Origin of the sequence: Nocardia grenadensis, from assembly GCF_050942415.1 — a bacterium.
Taxonomy (GTDB): domain Bacteria; phylum Actinomycetota; class Actinomycetes; order Mycobacteriales; family Mycobacteriaceae; genus Nocardia; species Nocardia grenadensis.
On record NZ_CP192054.1, the window covers coordinates 4,969,785 to 4,993,603 of the forward strand.

The window sequence follows — 23,819 nt, forward strand, 5'->3', positions numbered from 1 at the left end:
TCGCACTATTATCGATCATATGGACATTCTTGCCGATGTACTCGCGGTCGGTGGTGTCCGCGGCACCGCGGGAGCACGCATCGAGGCGGGCGGCACCTGGGGGATCTCCTGGGACGCGCGCTGCGACGCCGCGTTCTATGCCGTCACCTCGGGCACCGCCTGGTTGCGCCTGCCCGGCGGGGAGGCGCAGCAACTCATGCCCGGCGATGTGGTGCTGTTGCCGAGTGGGGCGGAGCACGCGTTGAGCAGTGCTCCCGGCGTACCGCCGGCCCCGTGCGGCGGGTGCGGCGGTGACGCGGCGATGGAGAACGGCAGTGTGTTGCGGCTGGGCACCGGTGCGGTGCAGACGCATATTCTCGGCGCGAGTTACGAATACGACCGCACGGTGTCGACGCAGGTGATGACATCGCTGCCGCCGGTTCTGCACATCAGGGCCGACCACGGCGGCAACTGTCTCGACGACACCGTCCGGCTGCTGTCGCGGGAGTTGGCCTACCCGCAGATCGCGACCGCATTCGTACTCAACCGCTTGGTCGACATCCTGTTGGTGCAGTTGCTACGGGTCTGGTCGGCGAGAAGCCCGGACGAGGCGCGCGATTCCTGGCTCGGCGTGCTGGCCGACCCGATGGTCGGCGACGCGCTCGCGAAACTCCATCAGGAGCCGGCCCGGGGGTGGACCATCGACTCACTCGCCGCGGAGATGACGCTCTCCCGCAGCACGCTGACGCGGCGGTTCCGCGCCGCCACCGGTGCCGCGCCGGCCGAATACCTGACGCGATGGCGGATGGATCTGGCCGCGATCCGGTTGCGGGACAGCGACGACCCACTCGAGACCATCGCCCGGTCGGTCGGATACACCTCGGTCTACGCGTTCAGTCGAGCGTTTCGACGGGAGCGCTCGCAGGCTCCCGGTCAGTTCCGTAGCGCGGCGCGAGCGACCGAACGTGTCCCGGCCCGCTCGTGATCCCGGCCGGTTATCGACTCACCGGATCCGACGGGCCCGGCGAATGAGTATCCCCCGCCGCGAGCTTTTCGGCGGCCTGGAACGAGAAGAACACCATGGGACCGGCATCCTCGAACGACCCGCTCACTTCGCCGGCGATACCGCCTTCCAGCGAAAGCTTCCCGAGCAGGTCCAGTTTGAGCTGCGGCGAGCCCACCCCGAAATCCAGATCTGCCAGATCGACCCAGACGATATTGGGCCGCAACGTGGACTCGAACACGTACCGCTTGTTCGTCAAGTCCAGCACCGCCTGCCAAATCGTCTGCGACGCATCCGGTTTCCCGGGGTCCGGGATGCGGAACGGCTGCGCCACGTTGCGGATGACGCTGAATATGCTGGCTATGGCTTCCAGTCGACTGTTCGGCTCGGGTAGCCGTTTCGCATAGTATTCCGCGCGCGCGAAACGATGTTCGGCCAGCGTATCGCCGGGTACCGGTTCGTTTCCGCCGAGCCCTTCCCAGCGGGTGAGCAGTTCGATCTGCCGGTCGTAGGTGGGCGAATTCGTCATTACGCGATAGTCGCGACTGTGGTAGACGTTCGGGTGGCCATCGATGTACTCGACGATCGCGGAATCACCGTGTGCGTCATCGAGAGCGAGATGGACCGCGGGCGGTTTCCCACCTGTCGGGTCCGGCATCTGTACGACCTGAACGTTCGTTTTCTCGATCCAGTCCACGGCCTCTGCCACGGTGGCGAAATTGTCCAGGAAATACTGCAGCCAGATGGCCTGGCTCAGCGCGGGGCGTGAAGTGTCGAGTTCTCCGTAGGTCGATTCGGCGAGCCACAGGATATGCCCACCCAACCCCGCCTCGTTGAGGCCGTCCACCGAAATAATATCGAAGGCGGCCGCGATAACACTTCCGTAACGAGAGGTCCACGTCAGCTCACCATGGACGCCGTCGTCACGGACGACTCCGCGAGGCTGCTTCCACAGGTTGGTCATCAAATCCTTGTGGAAGTCCATATTCCGGCCCACCAGGACGGATCCGTTCGCCTCAGGCCAGATCACACGAGTGCACATAAGTCTGCTGGACCCTTTCGCAAGCGCTGTCGAGTAAGCCGCCGACTCCAGAACTCGGATTGTTTTCCCAGCTATTTGTAACGGTCATCCTACTGCCCATTACCTCCGGAGGAACGTCACGACCGGACTGCGGCGATCACCGGCGTGGCGGGCCACCGGCACTCGGCGAATCTCCACAGAAGTACCCCCCCGGATCGGACGTGGGTGACGCGCGTGGTCGAGGGCTGCGCGCGAGCGTTGTGTCACCTCGCCCATCAGGCGCCGCCGCGATCGAACCCGAGCCCGTACCCTCCCCACCTCTACACCGTCACCTACCCTCGCAGCACCGGCCCCGCCGGCAATCCGAACACGAGTGGCCACCACCCCCGGCCATCGATGCTCCCCCTCCACCGCCCGACCCCATGTGTCCTACAAGAAACTGCGCCGGTAACAGGCGCACGCCGCGGGACAGCCCGACCATCCCAGGAGAGACGACCGGGCTAGGGATTCGATAGTTCGGTATGACGCGAAACCGTTGCGCCATAACGCAATCCATCGTACAAGATGGTTGCGATACGCACCGCGTCCTCCTTCCATCCACTGGTATGCAACCCGCAGATACCACCGAGCGCACGCAGGACGATACGTCCGCTGACGCCCTCGCGCAGGAGACCCGCGGCAGCGCCCGCGGTGAGCAGTTCGTCCAGGGCGCGGGCCATCTCGTCGCGGGTCGCGAGAGCACGTTCTGGCACCGGCTACTCGGCGGCTCCGTCACGAAGACCCCGACGCACCACTTTCTACAGAGCGACCGATTCCCCACGGTCGTGATCCAATACGCCCCCGGCCACCGGCCGCCGCAGTGGCCCGACGGAGTCTCGCAGCAGATGCACTTCGACCTCGCCACAGACGACCTCGGGGCCGCCGACCGGCGAGTGCTGGACGCGGGCGGACGCCGATTGCGGCCGACGGATGACGCCGCCGGCACCCGGCAGGGCTCCGGCGTTTATGCCAGTCCCGCCGGACATCCTTTCTGCCTCCGCTCGTCCTGACCGCTCCTCCCGGCGGTGCGCGCCGGCGACAGCGAATGCAACAACGCCACCACGCTCATCCAGCAGGCGCACGCCGACGGAGTGCTGGACCTCACCGAATCGGATGAGCGACTCGCCGCCGCGTACTCCAGCAGAACCGGATCGAAGCCGGAGGTGGTCGTCGTCGACCTGTCGCCTCTCACGCACGGCGACGCGGTAGGCCGCCCGGCACTGCGCTCGAAGGACAGCGAACGCGCACGGCGTTGCGGCCGCTCGATACGCGCGATCGCGACACATGGCACCGCACATCGGCTCAATACTTATGAGCAAGATCACCAGCACGCGCTGCCGCAGGCGACAGAAGCGCGTTCTAACAGGCATTTCCCCTGACCATCGCTAGACCCCTGAGCCACATGGTCAATGTACCGTTAGATGACGGCACGGTGCACAATGACGTAATGTCGTGGCTTGGACAGGTTGAACATCGCTCGGTCGACAGACAGGGAAGAGGACATCATGAGCCGACGCGCCAGGTCCGGCGAGCACTGGGTGGACGCACGGCCGGGTCGACGCGCACGACACCGAGACGCGAAACTCGACGCCGCGCTCTATTGCCATCGAGGTTTCCCGCGGTTTCGACGGCTCTGGATTTCGGCTCCGGTGCAAACGACCGCACTCACCGGCGAACGCGATCTGCCTTTGCGTGAGATCCGCTGACACTCAACGGATTCAGCGGCCGAGTGTGACAAACACGCCGGCGAGCGCGGCGCGGAAGTCTCGGAAATACGCACAAGATCACCGGATCGATGAAGCGGTCCTCGAAAACCCAGCGCCGGAAATCCGGTAGTGAGCCGAAGACAAATCGATTCGCGAATGCGTAGAACAAAGGGATTATAGATGGTTCCCACAATGAAATCAGGAAAGCCGTACGATCTTACCGCAAAGCGGATGGCGGCCATGGAGCAACTGCGAGCCGAGAAAAGAATCCTGAGACTTTCACTACTCTTCGTCGGCGTGATCGGATTCGGAGTAGCAACAGAGTTTCTGGTGAAATCTTCACTGGGGGCAGCGAGCTGGAATGTTCTCGCGGAAGGTATTTCGCTTCACACCGGCATCACGTTCGGTTGGGTCACCAATATAATTGCTGTCATTGTGCTGCTCTGCTGGATTCCATTGAAGGAGAAGCCGGGGCCTGGGACATTTTTGAATGTCTTTCTCGTAGGCTTTGCCGCCGACGCGACAGCCGGATTGATACCCGATGCCGATTCCTTCCGACAGCAGTTGCTGTACTACGTACTCGGCCTGGTAGCGCTGTCCTTCTGTTGCGCGCTCTACCTTGGAGCCCAGTTCGGCGCCGGCCCCCGCGACGGTCTCATGACCGGCCTTGTTCGAGCAACAGGTAAACCCATCTGGATCGTGCGTACCGTTATTGAACTAGTCGTCGTTGCTCTTGGTTTTCTGATGGGTGGAGTGATCGGAGTCGGCACATTGTTGATCGCGATCACGATGGGGCCGCTGGTGCAGTTGTTCTCACGATGGACCACAGTTCGGCTGGCCCGCGACAACAGTTTTCAAGACGAGAAACGGCGAGTGAAGGCAGCCCGCACCGCGAACAGCGGCATACAGCACCGCCGGCATCACCCACAGGTGTCACCGGTGATGAACCTCGCTTGCCGTGAGGTCGGGAAGACGACCGCGGCGGTGCTCGCGACAACCGGAGGCGGCCGGGCCGAGTCGGCCTCGATCGCCACGACATCGCCGGCGGCGTTACCTCTCGTCTAGTACACCGAATTCGCGTGATCGTGACTGCCGTCACGGTCGTGCGGTCATCACGTAGGCGACGGGCATCCGGGATTCACAGGGATCGGCGCGCGCCTGGCCGATCCCGTGAAGGTATTCCCCGACACGGTCCGGTGGACACCCGACGCGGCTACAGCATTGTGCCGAACCGCTCGGTCGCCGACTCCGGCGCACAACGCATGTGGCGCGCTCGGCCAGATGAGCATCGAGACATCTATCCCATTGCACGACGGGGCGTTCTTATGCCCCGCGACAAAGTAGTTGCCCCCTGCCGACGCCGCGACCTGGGGTAGGACGTCCTCGTCGGCAGAACGAGCGGCTGATATCACCTGTGCACTTGATTCACTCGACTTTCCATTGTGCGAAGCGGCATTTTATGCCCTCTTCGGCATACCAATAGCGTCGCTTTTCATGAATTGGACCTTTCATTCGGCGGAAGAACTCGCGGCCGCCCTGCGGTCCGGTGATGTGAAATCGGTGGAACTGACCGAGGAAGCGATCACCGGGATCGAGCGGGACGACGAGGCGATCAACGCGATCTGTGTACCGGATTTCGATCGTGCGCGGGCCGCCGCACGCGCTGCCGACCAGGCACGCGCCCGCGGCGAGGATCGGCCGCTGCTCGGCATTCCGGTGACGGTCAAGGAGTCCTACGATATGGCCGGGCTGCCCACGACCTGGGGTATGCCGCAGCACGCCAACTACGTACCGGCCGAGGACGCGCTGCAGGTGTCGCGGTTGAAGGCGGCCGGTGCGGTACTGCTCGGTAAGACCAATGTGCCGTTGGTACTGCGAGATATCCAGAGTTTCAACGAGATCTACGGCACCACCAACAATCCGTGGGATCAAGGCCGCACATCGGGTGGGTCGTCCGGCGGTTCGGCGGCGGCCCTGGCGGCCGGGTTCGGCGCGCTGTCCATCGGCTCCGACCTCGCCGGTTCGCTGCGCACCCCCGCGCATTTCTGTGGCATCTACGCGCACAAGCCGACGCCGGGGCCGGCGCCGACCCGCGGCATGGTCGCGCCGCCCGGGCCTGCCCTGCCGATCGACCTCGACCTCGCCGTCGTGGGCCCGATGGCCCGCACCGCCCGCGACCTCACGCTGCTGCTCGACGTGATGACCGGACCGGACCCGCTGACTTACGGCCTCGCCTACGACGTCGCACTGCCACCCGCGCGCCACGAGCGGCTGTCGGACTTCCGTGTCCTGATCATCGAGGATCATCCGCTCATCCCGACCGGGTCGGCGGTGCGGGCGGGCGTGAACCGGGTCGCCGAGGCGCTCGCCGACGCGGGCGCCCGCGTCGAGCGGCACAGTCCGCTGCTGCCCGATCTCACCGAGGCGGCGACGCTCTACATGCTGCTGATGCTGTCGAACGCCGCCGCGAGTCTCCCCGGCGACGTGTACGCACAGCTGCGGACCCAGGCCACGGCCCTGAGCGCGGACGACCGGAGTCTCGACGCGGCGCGGCTGCGCGGCATGGTGCTGAGCCACCGCGACTGGGTCGAGGCGAACAACCGTCGCGAACTCCACCGCCACGGCTGGCGGCAGCTCTTCGCCGAGTACGACGCCGTGGTGTGCCCCATCACACCCACGCCCGCCTTCGCACACGACCACAGCGGAGGTTTGGAGGACCGGCACATCGACATCGACGGCGTCGAGTACCCGTACTTCGACCAGCTCGTCTGGGCCGGCGTGGCCACCATGCCCGGGCTGCCCGCCACCGCGATACCTACGGGGCGGTCCCCCGAGGGACTACCGGTGGGAGTACAACTCGTCGGTCCGAGGTTCGAGGACCGCACCCCGCTGCGGTTGGCCGAACTGCTCGAGCAGCAGATCGGCGGTTTCCAGGCGCCGCAGTAGGGCGTACTACCCGGGTGCCGCCGAGGACAAGGTACGGATGACGAACGACAAGCGGGTTGCCCGGAGCACGGCCGACGACATCGACCGGCAGGCCCGCACCACCGCCGGCGACAAGGCCGTCGAGCCCGGCTGTCCGGACGGCCGGTCCGACGAGTCGGTCGTCGTCGGCCCCATCGGGTTCGGCCACCGGAGTTGGATAGAGCTGCGCAAACATCAACGCGTGCAACGCTGTTCCGCCAACTGCAACCTGTACCGGTCTGCAATACTGACGCTCGGCGAGTCTCGTTCGCGCACCGATGAGCTCGTGACATCGGCCGAGTTGTCGCGATATGAGGGAGGGGGCAGGAACTTCCGCGGTGTCACCGTCTACCACATCCGACCACCACACCACGCCCAGCTCTTTCCTCGACCAGGCGACTGCCGGCTCGCCACGGAGTCGAACCGAATCGCTGTGTCCCTCCCACGGCGACCGATGGAAAGGCAGGTCCCACGATGACAACGACCTCGGAGCATTCCGGATCCTCGACCGGGCAGGGGGCCCGCGAGATCGACGCAGTCGTCGTCGGTGCCGGGTTCGCCGGCCTGTACACGCTGTACAAGTTGCGGGAACTCGGGCTCTCGGTGCAGGTGTACGAGGCAGGTGCCGGACTCGGCGGCACGTGGTACTGGAACCGTTATCCGGGTGCGCGGGTCGATGTGAAGAGCATGTACTACAACTACTCCTTCGACGCGAAGCTCGAGCAGGAGTGGGAGTGGACGGAGAAGTTGCCGCCGCAGCCGGAATTGCTCCGCTACATCAACCATGTCGCGGATCGTTTCGACCTGCGTAAGGATGTGCAGTTGCGGACCCGGGTCACCGCCGCGGTCTACGACGAGGCCGCCGCGCGGTGGCGGATCACGACCGATCGAGGCGAGGTCGTCTCGGCACGGTTCGCGATCATGGCGACAGGCTGCCTGTCGGCGCCGAAGATGGTGGAGGTCCCGGGCATCGAGACGTTCCGGGGTCGCAGTTTCCACACCGGCAACTGGCCCGACCAGGAGGTCGATTTCAGCGGTCGGCGGGTCGCGGTGATCGGCACCGGTTCCTCCGGGGTGCAGGTCATTCCGCTCGTCGCCGAAACGGCCGAGCAGCTCACCGTGTTCCAGCGGACCGCGAACTATGTCCTGCCCGCCGGCAATCACGCGATCGATCCAGAATTCCAGCGCGATATCAAGTCTCGTTATCGCGAGGTGCGCGAGGCCAACCGGAAGTCGTCGTTCGGCATCGCGCGGCCCGAAGCCACCAAAGGGGCGCTCGAGGTGAGCGAAGACGAGCGAAATGCTTTCTACCGGGCGGTATGGGAGGACAAGAACAGTGAACTGGTCAGCATGCTGACCGGTTTCACGGACACCCTCGTCGACGAAGCCGCCAACGAGACCGCCGCCCAGTTCATCCGCGACCGCATCGCCGAGATCGTGACGGATCCGGCTGTCGCCCGGCTACTTCAGCCCTCCGGCCTGTTCGGTGTCAAACGCCCGGTCCTCGGCACGGACTACTACGAGACCTTCAACCGTCCCAATGTCCGGCTCGTTGACGTCTCCGCGACCCCGCTCGAAGAGATCACCGAGGCCGGGCTCGAGACGACGCAGGAGAGTTTCGAATTCGACGACATCATCTACGCCACCGGATACGACGCGATGACCGGTGCGCTGGACGCGGTCGATATCCGCGGCCGGGGTGGCGTGTCGCTGCGGGAGAAGTGGGCCGACGGGCCCCTGACCTACCTCGGTCTCGCCGTGGCGGGCTTTCCGAACCTCTTCACGATCACGGGCCCGGGTAGCCCGGCGGTCCTGTCGAACATGATGGTGTCCATCGAACAGCACGTCGACTGGGTAGCGGACGCGATCGAGGTAATGCGCGCCAAGGGCGTCACGACCATGGAGGCCCGGACCGACGCGGAGCGGGAATGGACGCGGCACGTCGGCGAAGCCGGCGATATGACGCTGTATCCGAAGGTGGACTCCTGGTACGTGGGATCGAATGTGCCCGGTAAACCGAGAGTGATGTACGCCTACATCGGCGGCGTGGGCACATTCCGGGAAAAGTGCGACCAGGTAGCCGCCGACGACTACGCCGGGTTCACGCTGACGCGGTGACCGAGAGGTACTGCCGGTGGCGGGTGCCGCACGCGCCCGCCACCGTGTGGTGTCCGACGTAGTCCCCGCTCAGGCGAGACGCATCGGCGGGCACGCCGGGAACTCGACCGGTAGCGATGCCATTGCGCGGTGGAACTGGCCCTGCCGCCATGGTAATTGCTGCGCAGGCACTTTCGGGCGGATATCCGGCAGGGCATCGAGCAGCAGGTCGATGCCCTGCGCGGCGATGGTCTGGGCGAGGGTCTGGGCCGGGCAACCGTGCGGGCCGCCTCCCCATGCGAGGTGCGATCGGTTACCCCTGCGGTCACCGCCAGCGACGCTGGGATCGTTGTTGCACGCGGCCAAGCTGATCACCACCGGCTGATCGGCCGGCAGCCACACATCGCCGACGAGTTGCGGTTGTCTGGGGTAGCTCACACACCAATTCGCCAGCGGCGGATCCTCGAACAGCACCGCGTCGATAGCGTCCCGGGTGGCCATGGCGCCGCTGAGGACCTCGCCCCCGTACTGCTCGTCGGTCATCAACAGCAGCAGCGCGTTGAGGATGAGATTGCAGGTAGGTTCCGTACCCATCGAGAACAGGAGCGCGGCCTGATTCACCATCTCCATGGCATCGAGCTCGTCCGGGTGCTTCAACAGCTCCGAGGTCAGATCGTCGCCCGGCGCGGCCCGTTTCTGCTCGACAACGCCGATCAGAGCCTGGACGAAGCGTTGCTGCCCCGCCTCGGCACCGACCCCCTCCAGCATGGCCGCCATACCGTGATAGGCCTCGGCCGCGGCGTCCTCGGGAAATCCCATCAGTTCACTGAGAACCCGGAAGGTCAACGGATACGCGTAATCCGTTCGCAGGTCGGCGGTACCGCGTTCGCAGAAGTCGTTGATCAGCGCATCGGCGGCCCCCGCCACCGCACCGTGCACCCTGTGCATATCCACGGTGTCCAACGCCGCGATGATGGTGCGCCGGTAACGCTCGTGTTCCAGACCTGCGGTTCGCAGCGCGTTCTGGCGGTAGCCCAGCATCGGCAGCATCGGGGAGTCCGCGGGGGCGTTCTTCTCCCATCGGCGCGGGTCGGCGGGGAAATGGGCCTCGTCGTTGAGGATCCGCATGGCCACCTGGTAACCGATCACGAGCGTCGCCGGCACCCCCGGAGAGAGCTCGATCGGCACCAGCGGGCCGTGCCGGCGCATATCCGCGTACACGCGGTGCGGATCGGCCGCGAACGAGGGGGTGTCCAGCCGCACGGGTGAGACGGCCGGTACCGGGGACCCGTGCGCGATCAGGGGTCCCCCCTGCGAACCCGGATCTGTATCGCTCAACGCGTGACTCCCCCGACCGGTGCCGCGTGGTGTCCCTTCCGGCCCGCTGCGGGATGGGATGGCATTCGTAGTGTGGGCATGCCGGCGGATACTACCGGGAACCGTTACAGTTCAAGATCTTTGGCGTGCGCGGAAGCATCGGCGCAGTTCTAGTGCCTTGTCAGGCAACGTTGGGTAGGTAATCCGGGCGGCGGATTGGTGAGTTGACTGCGAAGTCTCGTTTGGGTCGGGCGTGTTGATTGTGCCAGCGGATGTAGGCACCGATCGCAGCGTCTTGCTCGGTGTGGCTGCGGTGGTCGGTGCCGTTGAGAGCGAAGTACCGCAACGCGGCGAACTCCGATTCGATCCAGTTCAGCCACGACGAATAGGTCGGTAGGAACACCAGCTCCACATTGTTGGCCGCAGCCCAGGCCCTGACCTCGACCCGCTTGTGCGGGGAGAAGTTGTCGACGATGACATAAAGCTTCTCGCCCGGCCAACGAGCCCGCAGGGTCTTCAAAAACGCCAGGAACTCGATCCATCGTTTCCGGTCCCGGATCCGGTAGTGAATACGGCCGGTGGCCAGGTCCAACGCGCCGAGCAGGTGCCGCACCCCGTGGTCGCGATGGTAGGTCGCCCGCAACCGGCGGGGTTTGCGGGCCGGGAACCAGCCACGTCCCGGGCGGGGTTGCAAGTTCAACGGACCGAACTCGTCGACACAGACCACACGTCCGTCGGCGGGCGGGTGATCGTAGAGATCGAGGATCCGGTTCATCTTGGCGGTGAAGTCGGGGTCGGTACCGCCCTTCCAGGTCTTGGTGGCCTGCCACGACACCCCCTGGGCCCGCAGGATCGTGCGCAGTGTTTCACGGCTGATATCAGCGATCTTGCTGGTGGCAAGCCAGTCTCGAAGTTTCGACAGGCTCCACGTCGAGAACGGCCGACCGAACTTGCGGGGGCAGCACCGGGCGATGCAGGCGATGGGTTCACGCGTCGCCCGATCCACCTTGCTCGGCCTGCCCCCACTCCATTTTGGGTCCAACGCGTCGAACCCCCGTTCGTTGAAATCGTGGATCACCTGGCGCACATAGGCTTCCGAGACCTGCATCAACCGCGCTATCGCCGGCACCGGTTGATGCTGCGCCGAGGCCATCACCACGATCGCGCGACGAGTCCTGATCGGCTGCCGGCTCGACTTGGTGATCTTCTGCAATCTGCGTCCCTCATCCGGGGACACCTCCCGCACGAACACTTCCGGTTTCCGGGCCATCGACACCACCTCCAACAGCAGCATCACCGACGACAAGCAACAGCTCAAACCGACACCCGGATTACCAGCGCAACCTATCTGGACGGGGCACTAGGCTTGCTCCTGTGGTGCAGGCTGAGTTCTGGCGTAGCGATGCGCTCCCCTTTCTCGAGAGCAGGCGCGCCTGCCGCGCCGTGTCGTGCTACAAGCCGCACTCCCACGATGCGGTGTCGATCGGCGCGGTCGACGAAGGGCGCAGTGTTTTCACCGGCGCACCCGGCGGTCCCGTGCAACTCACGGCGAAGAAACTCGTGGTGATCCCCGCCCACCGAGTCCATGCCTGCAACCCCGTCGAAGGCCGGTGGAGCTACCAGATGCTCCATGTGGACGAGGCGTGGCTCGCCGAATCGCTCCCCGAACTCGGTATGGGGGCCGACCGGACCGCACCGCCGGTACGCATCATCGACGAGCCCGGACGATACGCTGCCTTCTGCCACCTCAACGAGGTGCTGTTCTCCGACATCGACCCGCGCGAGAAGGAAGAACTGCTCGTCACTGTTCTCGACGAGGTACTGACCGCACCCGCTCATATCATCGCGGGGAGCGGAGTCGGCGATTCGGACCTGGCCATCGTCGCCCCGATCCTCGAGCACCTTCGCGCCTCGAACATGCAGGTCACCCTAGGTGACCTGGTCCGGGGCACAGGTCTGAGCCGGTTCCAGTTGGTTCGTCGGTTCCGGGATGTCACCGGGCTGCCTCCCATTGCCTGGCAGCTCAATGAGCGCGTCATCAGAGCACGTTCCCGGCTCCGCGCGGGCTGCGGCCTGGCCGAGGTTTCCAACGACCTCGGCTTCGCCGACCAGAGCCACTTCCACCGGATCTTCAAATCGCGCACCGGGGTCACACCCGGCGAGTACCGGGCCGGCGCCAGCCGCTGAAAGGAACACACCGGCCCCGCAATTTCGTTCAAGACACTTCCGCGGCGACGACGGCACAGTGACCCGGTCCGTACCCGTCGAGCACAGAGGAAGAATGAATCAATTCGCTGCCGTGGCCGGTGCTCATTTCCTTGCCCTGCTGTCCCCGGGCCCCGATTTCCTCCTCATCGCGCACTCGTCGATGACCACCGGATGGCGTCGCGCGACAGGAGCGTGTGCGGGCATCGCGGCCGCCAACGCCGTCTTCGTCGCGACAGCGTTCACGGGCCTGTCGATCCTACGGCCGGACACCATCGCGTTCACCGCTGTCCAGATCGCGGGTGCCGGATTCCTCATCTACCTCGGCATACGCTTCCTGGGCTCGGCCGGCGCCACCTCGATCGAGCTGAGGCCTGCCGCCGAAACCGCCGGAAACGCTGCGAGCTGGTGGAAACTTGCCGCGACGGGGTTCGCCTCGGCTGCCCTCAACCCGAAGAACGCTCTCTTCTACGCCGGTCTCGCCGCCGTTCTCACCGTCGGCACGAGCACCGGAGAGCTCGTCGCATACGGCATGTGGATGTGCGCTGTCGTACTGGTCTGGGACCTGGTCGTTGCTGTCCTCATCGGCAATCGCGTCGTCCTGGCCAGATTCGTTCGAGCGCTTCCGAGGCTCGAACGCGCATCCGGCGTGGCGCTGATCGTGCTGGGTCTCGGTATTCTCCTGATGGCGGCGTTGCACTGAGCATCATGTGGGCGCGGACGGCGTCCGGGCAGTCGGCGAGTAGCCATATCGACTAGAAGCCTTGTTCGCGGTATCCGCCCGGCCGATCCGGTCTGTCGGCCGGGAGCTGTTCCGGTCGGCGGACTGCAGACCGGTCCACGCCCCCGCCGGGGGCCGTGGCCAGGGCGGCCGCGGCCGCCACGCCCGCCGATACCCAGAGCAGCACGGACAATCCGACGCCGTCGAGGATCACTCCGCCGAGGAAGGACCCCAGGGCAATGCTGCCGGTGAATGCGCCGACGAACAGACCGGTGACGGCTTCGCGCCGTTCGGGCGCGGCCTGGACTGCCCAGATCTGGCTGCAGACCGATACACCCCCGTAAGAGAATCCCCACAGCACCAGCACCACGGCGGCGCTGATCGGGGACGTACCCACCAGCGGCAGCGCCAGCAGGGCGGCGGTGATGCCGATCGCCAGGACGAGCACAGTGAACCGGACGCGGCGCATGGCGGCAGCCCCGGCGGCGAAGTTCGCGGCGATCCCGCAGAGTCCGTAGAGGAGGAGCAGCAGCGAGATACCGGCACCGCGGATGGCGGACAATTCCTCCAATGCGGGCCGCACGTAGGTGTAGGCGGCGAAATGGGCGGTGACCAGGAGGGTTACCGCGATAAGTCCGCGGCGCACCGCGGGAACGGCCAGCAGCGAACCGGAATGACCGTCCGCTCCGGCGTCCTGCTGCGGTGGGAGCGCCGGCAGGAGCGCGGCAAGCGCCGCGGCGAGCAGGAGGGCGGCCAGGGCAAGTGAGCCGAACGCGCTGCGCCACCCCGCGATATCGCCGAGGAAGGTGCCGAACGGCACCCCCAGAACGGACGCCACCGCGACGCCGCTGACGACCGTCGACACCGCCGGCCCCGCGCGAGAGGCGTCGACCAGCCGGGTCGCGAGCGCCGCCGCGAGCGCCCACACCGTCGCCATGGCGAACCCGACGACCACGCGGCCGAGGGCGAGCACAGCGAAACCCTGGGCGACCGCGGTGATCAGGTTTCCGGCGGCTAGCACGAGCGCGGCCGCCACCAGGACGTGGCGCCGATCCGCGCCGCCGATCAGCCGAGAGACAAAAGGCGCGGCCAAAGCGGCCACGACCCCGGTGACGGCCAGGCTGAATCCGGCCGTCCCCGGCGTGACGCCCAGCCCTTCGGACATCGGCGTCAACACGCCGACCGGAAGCATCTCCGAGGTGACGACGAGAAATGTGGACAGGGCGAGGACAGCGATCGCCGGCCAACGGCCGCCGGATTCGGCTGCGGGTGCCGGTAATTCACGCACAGTGGACATGCATCCAGTCAAGGATGCCCGCTGCACCGGAACAACAGTGATCAGCTCATTGTTCGATCAGCTGAACTCATCGATCGCCGGAGGGAGCGGGATGCCGGACCTTCCCGTCCGTGAGCTGGAATGTCTGCTGGTACTGGCCGAGGAACTGCACTTCGGCCGGACAGCACAGCGGCTACGGGTGTCGCAGAGCCGGGTCAGCCAGCTCGTCGCCGCCCTGGAACGCAAGATAGGGACGCAGCTCGTGGAACGCACCAGCCGCCGGGTGACGCTCACCGATCGCGGCGCGGACTTCGTCGATCAGGTGCGTCCCGCGTACGCCCGGCTGGTCGAACTGGTCGACGGCGCGCGGCGGGAGGCCGGGCAGGCCGCGCCGATCCGGATCGGTTTCCAGGGTCTCGCCTACGAGACGATCACCTGGACCCTGACCCGATTCACCCAGGAGAACCCGGACGTAGCACTATCGCTGCGGGAACTGCCGCTCGGCGACCCGTTCGGCGCACTGCTGGCCGGTGATATCGATGCCGCCATCGCGTTGCTCCCGGTCCGCGAGCCGGGACTCGCGGTCGGGTTCGCGTTCCCGCCGGCGCCGCGAATGCTGGCCGTGAGCCACGGCCATCCGCTGGCACAGCGGGAGCGTATCGATGCCGAAGCGCTGGCGGAAGTGGACCTCGTCTCGGTGGACGGGCCGGCACCACGATATTGGCGGGATGTGCATTTCCCCCGCTTCACACCGCTCGGGAAGCAGATCGCCGGTACGGTCCGTGCGACGACCCTCCAGGAGGGGATGACGCTGGCCGCGACCGGTCGATACGCGATGCTGACCTGCCGCCCGGTGGCCGAGCGCAACCAGCGCGCCGACCTGCGCTATGTGCGCGTCACCGGATTCGACGAGGAGTCGAGAATGGCGTTGATCTGGCGTTCCGCCCAGCGCCCCGCGCAATTGACAAAACTGGCGGCACTGCTGGGCGGACGCCCCGCTGCCGCGGTCAGGGAACGAATACCTCGGCCGTCGCCGGAACGCTCGGACGGTCGGTACGCACGGTGAGCGCGACCCGGCCCGGGCCCGAGTCCACGTGCAGGTAGAACGGCCGGGAGCTCGTGTAGCCGGCGGGGACGAATTGGCTCACCGAGCCGCTCCGGCCGGTGTCGAGGTTATGCCAGTCCACGATCGCCGTGACATCGCAGGCCAGGACGGTCGGTGCCCAATTGCCCAGTGGGGAGAAACCCTGCGTGAGCCGCAGTTCTATGGAATGGCTGGTGCCCGGGAAGGTGTGGTACTGCGCCAGGGGGCCGTCGTAGGCGACTCCGGCGGCACTCAGCATGCCGACGCAGATACCGTTGCCCACCGTCCATGCCGGAGCCGTCCGGACCTCATTCGTGGCGCATGACCGGGGCCCGACATTCGACCACCCGAGCTGGCAGGGATCCGCGGCGGTGGCAACCCCCGGTGATACCACGGCCATCGCCGCGCCGACGAGTCCGGTAGCTGCTGTCGTGGCCACTTTGCGTGCGATCGTCATGCATAGATGATCGTGCATCACCTCGTATCCATTACGTTTCGTGCCGTGACGGGCGGGTCGCGCCCGGTGTACGAACGGCTCGCGGACCCCGGTCGCCTGGAAGGCAGGGCGCGGTGCTGCCCCGAGACGGCCGCGGAGAAAGGAATCGAGTCTGCCGTTCCCGCTGGTAACGCCGTAGAATTATGATGTCGAACCGCGCATCGGACCGGCCACCCGGAAGGCAGGTGCACCAATGACGCATCACAATGACCCCCTTGCCGCCGGCATGCACACCGCACACGCCTGGTTGCGTGCCGTCGCCGACGCTCTGGGAACCGAAGACCTCACATTCGCGCTGCGAGCACTGCGCGCATGGATGCATACCGTCCGGGACCGGATAGGTGTGCCCAACTCCGCCCACCTCACGGCCCAGCTACCCGATTACCTGCGCGGCATCTGGTACGAGGGCTGGGTGCCCAGCCGGGTACCGGGCGGCCACGGCGTAGCGGAGTTCGTCGACGAATTCTCCGAACGCGCCGGGATCCCGGCGGGCGATGTCGCGTTCACCGCCGGTTGCGTCACCTCGGCGCTGGACCGGATGATGTCGCCCGGCCAGCTGGATCACGTCTTCGCCGTGTTCCCGGATCGCCTCGGCACCGTGCTGCGCGGTAAGGGGGTGATGGCCGAAGCCTGACGCGCCGCCGCCCGCCCCGAATCCCCGGGTGCACCGAGCCGAAGGGACGGATATGCGCACCACATCGAACGAAATCTGGCCGGTCCTGCGGGTCGACGACTGGGCCGACACCCGCGACACACTGCACATGTGGATGCAGATCGTCGGCAAGCTCCGTTTGGCCCGCGCCCCGATGGTCAACCACTGGTGGCAGGTGACCCTGTATCTCTCCGCACGCGGTTTGACCACCTCGGCGATCCCCTACGAGCGCGGCACATTCGATATCGAATTCGACTTCATCGATCACCAGCTGCACATCCGGTCCGGCACCGGCGCGCGGCACCGGGTCAATCTGGAGCCGCAAACCGTGGCCGCGTTCTACGAAGAAGTGATGGCCGCCCTGCACGCATTGGGTATCGACATCCCGATCCTGGCCAGACCGGTCGAAGTGGAACAGGCGATCCCGTTCGCCGAGGACACCGCGCATGCCGCCTACGACCGGGACCATGCCAACGCCTTCTGGCGCCAGCTGATGGCCGCCGACCGCGTCCTGAACCGGTTCCGCGGGGAATTCGTCGGCAAGGCCAGCCCCGTGCACTTCTTCTGGGGTGCGATGGATCTGGCCTATACCCGCTTCTCCGGGCGTACCGCCCCGCCGCATCCGGGCGGCGCCCCGAACTGCGCCGACTGGGTCATGGTCGAGGGCTACTCACATGAGTTGGCCAGTAGCGGCTTCTGGCCGGGCGGCTCGACCGAGGGCAGTTTCTACGCCTACGCCTATCCCGAGCCCGATGGGTACGCGGACACCCTGATCCGGCCGGAGGCCGGCTACTACGACGCATCCGTCCACGAGTTCCTGCTTCCCTACGAGGCCGTGCGCACCGCCGACGAGCCCGAGGCGACCCTGTTGGAGTTCCTGCGATCCACCTACGGTGCCGCCGCCGATGCCGCCGACTGGGACCGAGCACACCTGGACGCGATCGCGCCCCGGATGCGGTGACGGCACCGGCCATCCGGGGCCGGACGAGCGGATGCGCCTGCCGACAGCTGAGGAACGATCTCGCCGCCGCGGGGAGGGACCCGCAGGCCACACCGGCCCCGCCGATGGGGAGGTGCGCCTACCCGGCGAGGAATTCTTCGATATCGGTGGCGATCCGTTGCGGGTGTTCGCCGTTGATCGCGTGAGACGCGCCGGGATAGACCTTCACGGTGCCGTGCCGCAGGCTCTCCCGGGCGACCTGGGCGACCGCACCACTGTCGTGCATCGGCGAGTTGCCGGCGATAATCGCGAGGACCGGCATCTCCAAGGCGCGCAGCCGCTCCGGACCGATCAGCTTCGGCGTCGGTAGCTTCATTGTGTACGAGGACATTCCGGCCTCGATCATCCGGGCGACCGGAACGTCCTCGACCGGTGCGCCACCGGCGCTCCAGCTGCTGAAATCGTCCCGCCACGATTTCGGGAACCAGCTCACGCTCGCCGACAGCGATCGCACCAGCAACTCCGCGGAGAGGCCGGCGAAGGTCTGCACCGGCTCGACCAGGATCAGACTCGCGACCTTCTCGGGTTCGTGGACGGCGAGGTTGGCCGCGCTCCAGCCGCCGATCGAGAGTCCGAGCAGGTGGAATGCCGGTTCGGGCAGCTCGAGCAGGACTTCGTGCAGCCAGCGGGCCTGATCGGCGTGGGTTTCGATCGGACGGTCCTGCACGCTCATTCCGGGTTCACCCAGCAGGTCCAGCGCGTACACCGCACGCTGCGCGAGCAGGCCGGGCATATTGTCGGCGAATACCGGTGCGCCCGAACGGGTGCCGGGAAGCAGTAGGAACGGTTCCCGCTCATCGGCCCCGTCCGGACCGGCGTATCGGTACACCCGCACGATCCCGTAGCTCGTCCGTACGTCCAGCACGCGCTCCGGGTCGGGCATCTCCCGCATCGCCTCGTGGTACGCCTCCAGATAGCGGGTCTTGTCGGCGGCCGAGTCGAAATGGCCCACCGGCGAGGTGTCCCGCAGGATGAGCCAGGCGAGCGTCGCCGCGGCGACGAGAACGGCGACGACCGGGCGTAGTCGGCGGAACCGCGACCGCGGCCGGCCGGCCCGCCGGGCTCCGGTCCCGCGGGCTGCTCCGAAGACGGGTTCCGCACCTCGGCCCAATTCCTCGGCACGCCCCTCGGGCAGGTCGGCGGTCATTTCTGCTGTGCGGCGAGTAGACATCGGTCGAGAAAATCCTTCGTTCTCTGATGCAGGACTCGGTCTTCCGGTGGCCAGCTGTGCTCGGAGCGTTCCACCGCGCGGTACAGTTCGCCGGTCCCGGCGGGCTGATCCCGGAGCGCGTACTCCGTGGTCGCCTGCCATTCCCGGCCCAGGCGACGACCCGAGCGCGAATCGGCCGGCACCTCGTTTTCCACCAGCAGCAACGCCTGGACCGCGTGCGCCTTCCATCTGAAGTAGGTGGTGATCACCCGCTCCACATCGATATCGAGGCCGACCGGTGCACGCGCGTCCGGGTTTTCCACACCGGGGTGGCGCAGCAGGGTGCGGTCGAGGCTCATGGTGGCGGCCACGACTCCGGCCGGCACCCGCGCATCCGGATGTTCCCGTAGGATTCCCGTCACCGCGGCCAGCACGATCCGCTGACACCGCAACCGCAGCTCCGCGATCTCGAGCAGCCGAACCTGTTCGCTGTAGGTCTCGACCAGCGGCCGGCCGGCCTGCCGGTCGAGCGCCGCGTCGGCCTCGTCGAGCCGCAACCCCGCACTGGTCAGCAACTGGATCCGGCGAAGCCGATCCAGCTGCTCGGGGCCGTAGCGCCGCCGTCCGCTCTCGTCCCGCTCCGCGACCAACAGCCCGATCCGGTCGTAGTACTGCAGCGTGCGCACCGTGGTCTCGCACCGCCGCGCGGCTTCACCCACGGTGATCCATTCCGCTGCATCCCGACCAGGCATGCCGGCGAGCCTGACATATGACGTCACGTCACCTGCAACATCCGGCCGATGAGCCGCCTGCGCGCCGTATCCCATGCTGAACAAGGGCCATGGGGCGGAAACGCTCGGCTCGGTGCCATGGGGTCCAGCATGCCCGGTGCCGGTTTGGGCACGGAGGCCCCGGCGGCACGTCGTTCGGCTGCCTCCAGCCAGTGTCCTCTGGTTCGAGCGTCCGTGATCATGGCGCGACAGCCGACGTCCGGACGTCGGCTGTTCTGCTCTGCCGAACTCGTGCTGTCGTTTCGGAACAAATTTCCGCACGGTGCGGGCAGAGTTCTTCTTTGTTGTTATCGTTGCAAATAGTGTGGCTTTTGATTTTATGACTGCGCTGAAGCACGTCGGACGTGGTTCGCGCAGATATGCACGGAACTGGTATGGCGGCTGGAGGGTCCGCATGACACTGTCTGAGCCCTACCTCGTTGGACGAGCCGACACCGCCGCGGTCGCGGCGGACGAGTCGGCCGACTTCTGGGCCGAACGGGTCTGTCGTAACCAGGGCACTGTGCGCTTTCGTTTCGCCGACGCGTCGACATTCCGTGGCAGCATGGCCATGCAGGGCTACGCGGGCTACCTGCTGATCGACGTCTGTTCCGACGGCATCATCTACTCGCGAACACCAAAAGATATCCGGCGCGACGACGATGCGAGCCTGCGGCTGTCCATTCCCACTACAGGTGTACTCAACCTCCGACAGGAGGATAACGCCGTGCAGGTCTTTCCGGGACAGGCCGCACTGTTCACGAAAACACGCCCGGCAGATTTCGGTCAACCGCAGAACACCCAAGCTTGGGTTATGAACATTCCCACGGGCGGATTGCCCTTCGACATCGGCGACGGCCCTGCGGTCATCGACCTGAGAACTGGCCTGGGATCGGTGGTCGCGGGCATGATCAGCGAACTCGGCCAGCAGCGCGCGGCAATGGATGGGCTCGGCTTCGCGACGGCATGTGACGTAATCGTCGATTTGGTCAAGCTGTGTCTGCGTCCCCCGGAGGGCTCGCTCACCACCTTGGGGACAGTGGACACCGCAGTCCGTGACTACGTCCGCCGGCACGCCGCGGAGCCCGAACTCACCCCGAACGTGATCGCGCACAACTTGGGCTGGTCACTGCGACAGGTCCAACTGGCACTACAAGGCACGGGTACGACGCCGAGCGAGCTGATCCGTATCGAGCGGCTCGACCGTGCGCGCCAGCTTCTGCGCGGAGCTTCCGTAGACCGCACCGTGGCCGAGATCGCCTATGCCAGCGGTTTCCGGTCCCTCAGCGCCTTCGGCGCCGCTTTCAAAGCCCGATATGGGCTCACTCCGCAGGAAGCTCGCATTCAATAAGACGCCCCACAGGCTGTGCGCAAGCATGGTGACCATTCCCAGCGCCGCAGTAGCATCACTTCAGGACAGCGTCCAGGCCTCGAGGACATGTCATACGGCCATGCACCGAGGAGGGCACTTCGAAACGGCCGCAGTCGGCTTTCCGGTATTTCTCGCGTCGCGGAAAGAACGTCCTCGGCGTAGCTGGTGACGGTTGGGACCTCGAGCCCACCCACCCGGATGAGGTCACCCCCATCCGGCGGATGGCTTCAGGGCTCGAGTTCTTGTACTTCGACATTGCCTCGGACGTCGAGGACCGAAAGAAGGACCATTCGGCACACCGCCATACCTGATAGGTGTCCGCACAGCGTCAGCACCATACGCGCTTCGGCTCGCCGGCATTCCTTGACGAGATCGATGAACACCGGGGGCAGTGTCGCGCTCTGTGGTGCCGGCTCGTGGAAAACGGTGGCCAGCTCGTATCCGAGGGACCGGGCGGCGTCCCGCAGCATAGTTTCGCTTGATTCTCGGGTATGGAGTAAATCGTCGCGCAAATATCCGTAGGCAAGAGGTAAGAGAGCAGTCATCGGAAGTATCCGGTTTCGGGTCGGCCGCCGATGAGAGGCGGTCTCGGGTCGGTGAGGGTTGAGCAGCAGGTGCGCACCTGTTTGCCATCGACTCGGCGTGCGGTGGTTTCGTCGATTCGACGTAGGTGGTAAGTGGGCAACTATCGGTCTGTGCGATCGCGGTCCCAGCCGAGCGCCATTGCTCGATTCGGCCGCACCCCATTGTGCGCCGCGGGCCGCATTCGGTTTCATCTACAAGTTGTTGCCGACCTCGGTGGGATGCTCACTGGCATGGTGTGGTCCTTTCGTGGTCGATCCCGGTAGACTGTTTCGACGTTATGAGCGCACCTGTGCTCGTTCGACCTGATCCGCGCATGCGGCGCACGGAAACGCGCAAACTATCGAATGGCCGGTTGTTGCGGGTCGTGACGTTGGTGACGCGGGGTGTGGTCGACGTGGTCGACACTCTTCATCAGTGAATCCTGACCTCGGCCCGAACGACCAGGATGCTGTATCGGCGACATGTGTCGCCGCATTGCAGGCTCACCGGCACTCCGCCGGAGACCAGGCCTCATGCGATCAGCAACAACACCCCGCCGATCGGGCCATGACCGAGCAATGGGTAGAGCGAAATCAGCACGGGCAGTCCCGCGGCGATGCCGAGCACGGTGCGACGCGCGGCGCGTCCGGTGAAAGCGCCCACGAAGAAGCTTCCGGTGATGCCCGCCACGCCGAATCCCAGCAACAGCGGGCCGATGAACTCCGCGCCGATTCCGGACAGCTGCCGCAGCACCGGCCCGATGAAGGTATAGGCCACGAAATGCCCGGTCACGACCAGGAATGTGGCCAGGATGCCCGCGCGCACCCGGGTTCCGGAACTACTCGGCCAGCTGGGCAAGCCCGACCGGCTGAGCAATCGCGTGACCGCGGGACTGCCGCTGCTCCGCGAGGACGACCGGTGGCAACTCGCGCGCCGGGAGCAGGTGGGAAAGATCGTCCTGCACCCGTAGTGGATCACGCCGCCGATCGGGCTGCGGCAGCGCGCCCGATCGGCGGACGGCAACGGTTGCGGAGTGGGCCGCGACCGGCAACAGATCGGGTGGTCGCGACGATGGTCCCCGGACACCACAACTTCGGCGGAGGGATACAGAGGGTGATCACGCAGCTGACCAGAGGACAGAACGGACCGCTCGCCCGTACCGAGTTGCTGCTCTCGGTCGAGGTCGCCGCGGCGGCGGATCTGGCCGCGATACTGGTTACCGAGCAGGGGGTGGTGCGTTCGGATGCCGATTTCGTGTTCTACAACCAGCCCGAGGGCCCAGGGGTTCATTTGCGGCCCGGCCCCGACGGACGGCCGAGCGAACTGCGGGTGTCGTTGCCGGCGGTTCCGGCGGATATCGCGCAGATCCGGGTGGTGGTCGCGCTCGACACCGTATTCGGCGAGCTGCCCGCCCCGACCGCCACCGTGACCGACAGCGCCGGAACCTGTCTCTACGAGTACCGGATCGCGGATCTCGGCAGGGAGAAGGCTGTCGTGGCCGTCGAGTTCTACCGCCGTTCGGGTGGCTGGAAGATCCGGGCCGTCGGCCAGGGGTATGCGGGCGGCCTCGCGGAATCGGCGACCGATCACGGAATCGATGTGGGAGGCGAACACCCGGGTCCCACACAGACCGCACCGCTGCCCGCCACCGAGATTCGCACGGCCCCTGGGGAAGAGTCGTTATCGCTGGAGACGCGGGCGAAACTCGACCTGCGTAAGCGTGAGGTCGCCAAAGTACTCGTCGGCAAGGGAGCCTGCGGCGTTCGCGCCCGGGTGGTCCTGGTCCTCGACAAGACGGGCAGCATGCGGCGTCTCTACAGCGCCGGCACGGTCCGGCGGGTCGTCGAACGCATGATCCCGATCGCCATACAACTCGACGACGACGGCCGCATCGAGCCCTACCTCTACGCCGCCGATTACGCCAGACTGCCCGATATCACGGTGGACCGCGCCGATGCGTGGTCGGCCGAATACCTGCATCTGCGCGGCCGCCACGGCGGTATCGACTATGCGGAGATCGGCGGCTCCAACAACGAACTGCCCGTGATGCGCGAGATCATCGCCTCGTTGAATCGCCATCGGCAACCGACATTGGTCCTGTTCTTCACCGACGGCGGATTCCGGGAGAAGGCGAAGATCACCGCGCTCATGCGGGAAGCTTCCGCGCTGCCCGCCTTCTGGCAGTTCATCGGACTCGGCCACGCCGACTATGGACTCCTGCACACCCTGGACACGATGACCGGGCGCCGGGTCGACAATGCCGGCTTCTTCTCTGTCGACGATATCGACACGGTGACCGATGCCGACCTCTACAACCGGCTGCTCGGCGAGTTCCCCGACTGGCTGAGCGCGGCGGAAGCCGCCGGCATTTACAGCGGCGCCGCGTGACCGGCGGTCGGATCG

Annotated in this window: 25 protein-coding genes; 15 read left to right on the forward strand and 10 right to left on the reverse strand. The window is 66.1% G+C overall.

Features of this window, described 5'->3' with window-relative positions; all coding sequences use genetic code 11:
• The first annotated feature begins 19 nt into the window (after positions 1 to 19).
• Positions 20 to 964, forward strand: a complete 945-nt coding sequence (locus ACQPYS_RS22780) for an AraC family transcriptional regulator (RefSeq protein ID WP_433490771.1) — start codon at positions 20 to 22, stop codon at positions 962 to 964.
• Positions 965 to 974: 10 nt separating this feature from the next.
• Here the strand turns inward: ACQPYS_RS22780 and ACQPYS_RS22785 are convergent, their stop codons facing one another.
• Together ACQPYS_RS22785 and ACQPYS_RS22790 are read right to left on the reverse strand one after the other, a co-directional pair.
• Positions 975 to 2,024 carry a linear amide C-N hydrolase gene (locus ACQPYS_RS22785; RefSeq protein ID WP_063039534.1) on the reverse strand — a complete coding sequence of 350 codons (1,050 nt, stop codon included), beginning with the start codon at positions 2,022 to 2,024 and terminating at the stop codon, positions 975 to 977.
• Between the two features lie 479 nt (positions 2,025 to 2,503).
• Positions 2,504 to 2,701, reverse strand: coding sequence for a hypothetical protein (locus ACQPYS_RS22790; RefSeq protein WP_433493107.1), 198 nt, complete (start codon positions 2,699 to 2,701; stop codon positions 2,504 to 2,506).
• On the opposite strand from ACQPYS_RS22790, the gene ACQPYS_RS22795 reads away from it, so the two are divergent.
• From ACQPYS_RS22795 to ACQPYS_RS22820, 6 genes are all read left to right on the forward strand, one after another.
• Entirely contained in the window at positions 2,609 to 3,052 is a 444-nt protein-coding gene (locus ACQPYS_RS22795) for a VOC family protein (protein WP_433490772.1), read from the forward strand. The two genes, ACQPYS_RS22790 and ACQPYS_RS22795, sit on opposite strands and share 93 nt — an antisense overlap.
• Positions 3,053 to 3,067: 15 nt before the next feature.
• Positions 3,068 to 3,421 (forward strand): DUF1707 SHOCT-like domain-containing protein, encoded by a 354-nt coding sequence (locus ACQPYS_RS22800; RefSeq protein WP_433490773.1) that lies wholly within the window; start codon positions 3,068 to 3,070, stop codon positions 3,419 to 3,421.
• Between the two features lie 519 nt (positions 3,422 to 3,940).
• Positions 3,941 to 4,813: a YczE/YyaS/YitT family protein gene (locus tag ACQPYS_RS22805; protein WP_433490774.1), complete on the forward strand. Its 873-nt coding sequence runs from the start codon at positions 3,941 to 3,943 to the stop codon at positions 4,811 to 4,813.
• A 429-nt stretch (positions 4,814 to 5,242) separates the two neighbouring features.
• Positions 5,243 to 6,694 carry an amidase gene (locus ACQPYS_RS22810; RefSeq protein ID WP_433490775.1) on the forward strand — a complete coding sequence of 484 codons (1,452 nt, stop codon included), beginning with the start codon at positions 5,243 to 5,245 and terminating at the stop codon, positions 6,692 to 6,694.
• 37 nt (positions 6,695 to 6,731) lie between these two features.
• Positions 6,732 to 7,190, forward strand: a complete 459-nt coding sequence (locus ACQPYS_RS22815) for a hypothetical protein (RefSeq protein ID WP_433490776.1) — start codon at positions 6,732 to 6,734, stop codon at positions 7,188 to 7,190.
• Positions 7,187 to 8,830 carry a flavin-containing monooxygenase gene (locus ACQPYS_RS22820; protein ID WP_433490777.1) on the forward strand — a complete coding sequence of 548 codons (1,644 nt, stop codon included), beginning with the start codon at positions 7,187 to 7,189 and terminating at the stop codon, positions 8,828 to 8,830. Before ACQPYS_RS22815 ends, ACQPYS_RS22820 begins: the two co-directional genes overlap by 4 nt.
• A gap of 69 nt (positions 8,831 to 8,899) precedes the next feature.
• On the opposite strand, the gene ACQPYS_RS22825 is transcribed toward ACQPYS_RS22820, so the two are convergent.
• Both ACQPYS_RS22825 and ACQPYS_RS22830 read right to left on the reverse strand, forming a co-directional pair.
• Positions 8,900 to 10,147, reverse strand: a complete 1,248-nt coding sequence (locus ACQPYS_RS22825; protein WP_433490778.1) for a cytochrome P450 — start codon at positions 10,145 to 10,147, stop codon at positions 8,900 to 8,902.
• A gap of 160 nt (positions 10,148 to 10,307) precedes the next feature.
• On the reverse strand, positions 10,308 to 11,420 hold the full coding sequence (locus ACQPYS_RS22830; RefSeq protein WP_433492984.1) for an IS630 family transposase: 1,113 nt from the start codon (positions 11,418 to 11,420) through the stop codon (positions 10,308 to 10,310).
• 80 nt (positions 11,421 to 11,500) lie between these two features.
• Here ACQPYS_RS22830 and ACQPYS_RS22835 point away from each other — a divergent pair, with 80 nt between their 5' ends.
• Together ACQPYS_RS22835 and ACQPYS_RS22840 are read left to right on the forward strand one after the other, a co-directional pair.
• On the forward strand, positions 11,501 to 12,313 hold the full coding sequence (locus ACQPYS_RS22835; RefSeq protein WP_433490779.1) for an AraC family transcriptional regulator: 813 nt from the start codon (positions 11,501 to 11,503) through the stop codon (positions 12,311 to 12,313).
• Positions 12,314 to 12,407: 94 nt separating this feature from the next.
• On the forward strand, positions 12,408 to 13,034 hold the full coding sequence (locus ACQPYS_RS22840; protein ID WP_433490780.1) for a LysE family translocator: 627 nt from the start codon (positions 12,408 to 12,410) through the stop codon (positions 13,032 to 13,034).
• A gap of 52 nt (positions 13,035 to 13,086) precedes the next feature.
• Here ACQPYS_RS22840 and ACQPYS_RS22845 read toward each other — a convergent pair whose 3' ends face one another.
• On the reverse strand, positions 13,087 to 14,349 hold the full coding sequence (locus ACQPYS_RS22845; protein WP_433490781.1) for an MFS transporter: 1,263 nt from the start codon (positions 14,347 to 14,349) through the stop codon (positions 13,087 to 13,089).
• 91 nt (positions 14,350 to 14,440) lie between these two features.
• On the opposite strand from ACQPYS_RS22845, the gene ACQPYS_RS22850 reads away from it, so the two are divergent.
• Positions 14,441 to 15,394 (forward strand): LysR substrate-binding domain-containing protein, encoded by a 954-nt coding sequence (locus tag ACQPYS_RS22850; RefSeq protein ID WP_433490782.1) that lies wholly within the window; start codon positions 14,441 to 14,443, stop codon positions 15,392 to 15,394.
• Here the strand turns inward: ACQPYS_RS22850 and ACQPYS_RS22855 are convergent.
• The gene (locus ACQPYS_RS22855) at positions 15,336 to 15,869 is read right to left on the reverse strand and encodes a hypothetical protein (RefSeq protein ID WP_245664700.1); all 534 of its coding nucleotides are present in this window, start codon (positions 15,867 to 15,869) and stop codon (positions 15,336 to 15,338) included. The two genes, ACQPYS_RS22850 and ACQPYS_RS22855, sit on opposite strands and share 59 nt — an antisense overlap.
• Positions 15,870 to 16,101: 232 nt before the next feature.
• Between ACQPYS_RS22855 and ACQPYS_RS22860 the strand changes: the two genes are divergently transcribed.
• Positions 16,102 to 16,542 carry a DUF2267 domain-containing protein gene (locus ACQPYS_RS22860; RefSeq protein WP_063039516.1) on the forward strand — a complete coding sequence of 147 codons (441 nt, stop codon included), beginning with the start codon at positions 16,102 to 16,104 and terminating at the stop codon, positions 16,540 to 16,542.
• 52 nt (positions 16,543 to 16,594) lie between these two features.
• Positions 16,595 to 17,521 carry a DUF5996 family protein gene (locus tag ACQPYS_RS22865; RefSeq protein ID WP_433490783.1) on the forward strand — a complete coding sequence of 309 codons (927 nt, stop codon included), beginning with the start codon at positions 16,595 to 16,597 and terminating at the stop codon, positions 17,519 to 17,521.
• 118 nt (positions 17,522 to 17,639) lie between these two features.
• Here ACQPYS_RS22865 and ACQPYS_RS22870 read toward each other — a convergent pair whose 3' ends face one another.
• Together ACQPYS_RS22870 and ACQPYS_RS22875 are read right to left on the reverse strand one after the other, a co-directional pair.
• Entirely contained in the window at positions 17,640 to 18,731 is a 1,092-nt protein-coding gene (locus ACQPYS_RS22870) for an alpha/beta fold hydrolase (RefSeq protein ID WP_433490784.1), read from the reverse strand.
• Positions 18,704 to 19,462, reverse strand: coding sequence for a MerR family transcriptional regulator (locus ACQPYS_RS22875; RefSeq protein WP_433490785.1), 759 nt, complete (start codon positions 19,460 to 19,462; stop codon positions 18,704 to 18,706). Before ACQPYS_RS22875 ends, ACQPYS_RS22870 begins: the two co-directional genes overlap by 28 nt.
• 433 nt (positions 19,463 to 19,895) lie before the next feature.
• Here ACQPYS_RS22875 and ACQPYS_RS22880 point away from each other — a divergent pair, with 433 nt between their 5' ends.
• Complete coding sequence (locus tag ACQPYS_RS22880; RefSeq protein WP_063039510.1) at positions 19,896 to 20,831, forward strand: AraC family transcriptional regulator; 936 nt, start codon at positions 19,896 to 19,898, stop codon at positions 20,829 to 20,831.
• 248 nt (positions 20,832 to 21,079) lie between these two features.
• On the opposite strand, the gene ACQPYS_RS22885 is transcribed toward ACQPYS_RS22880, so the two are convergent.
• A complete protein-coding gene (locus ACQPYS_RS22885) occupies positions 21,080 to 21,322 on the reverse strand; it encodes a hypothetical protein (protein WP_063039508.1) in 243 nt (80 codons plus the stop codon).
• Between the two features lie 625 nt (positions 21,323 to 21,947).
• Positions 21,948 to 22,241 carry a hypothetical protein gene (locus ACQPYS_RS22890; protein ID WP_433490786.1) on the reverse strand — a complete coding sequence of 98 codons (294 nt, stop codon included), beginning with the start codon at positions 22,239 to 22,241 and terminating at the stop codon, positions 21,948 to 21,950.
• Here ACQPYS_RS22890 and ACQPYS_RS22895 point away from each other — a divergent pair.
• Complete coding sequence (locus ACQPYS_RS22895) at positions 22,228 to 22,386, forward strand: hypothetical protein (RefSeq protein WP_433490787.1); 159 nt, start codon at positions 22,228 to 22,230, stop codon at positions 22,384 to 22,386. The two genes, ACQPYS_RS22890 and ACQPYS_RS22895, sit on opposite strands and share 14 nt — an antisense overlap.
• A 143-nt stretch (positions 22,387 to 22,529) precedes the next feature.
• Positions 22,530 to 23,804 (forward strand): VWA domain-containing protein, encoded by a 1,275-nt coding sequence (locus ACQPYS_RS22900; RefSeq protein ID WP_433490788.1) that lies wholly within the window; start codon positions 22,530 to 22,532, stop codon positions 23,802 to 23,804.
• Positions 23,805 to 23,819 lie beyond the last annotated feature (15 nt).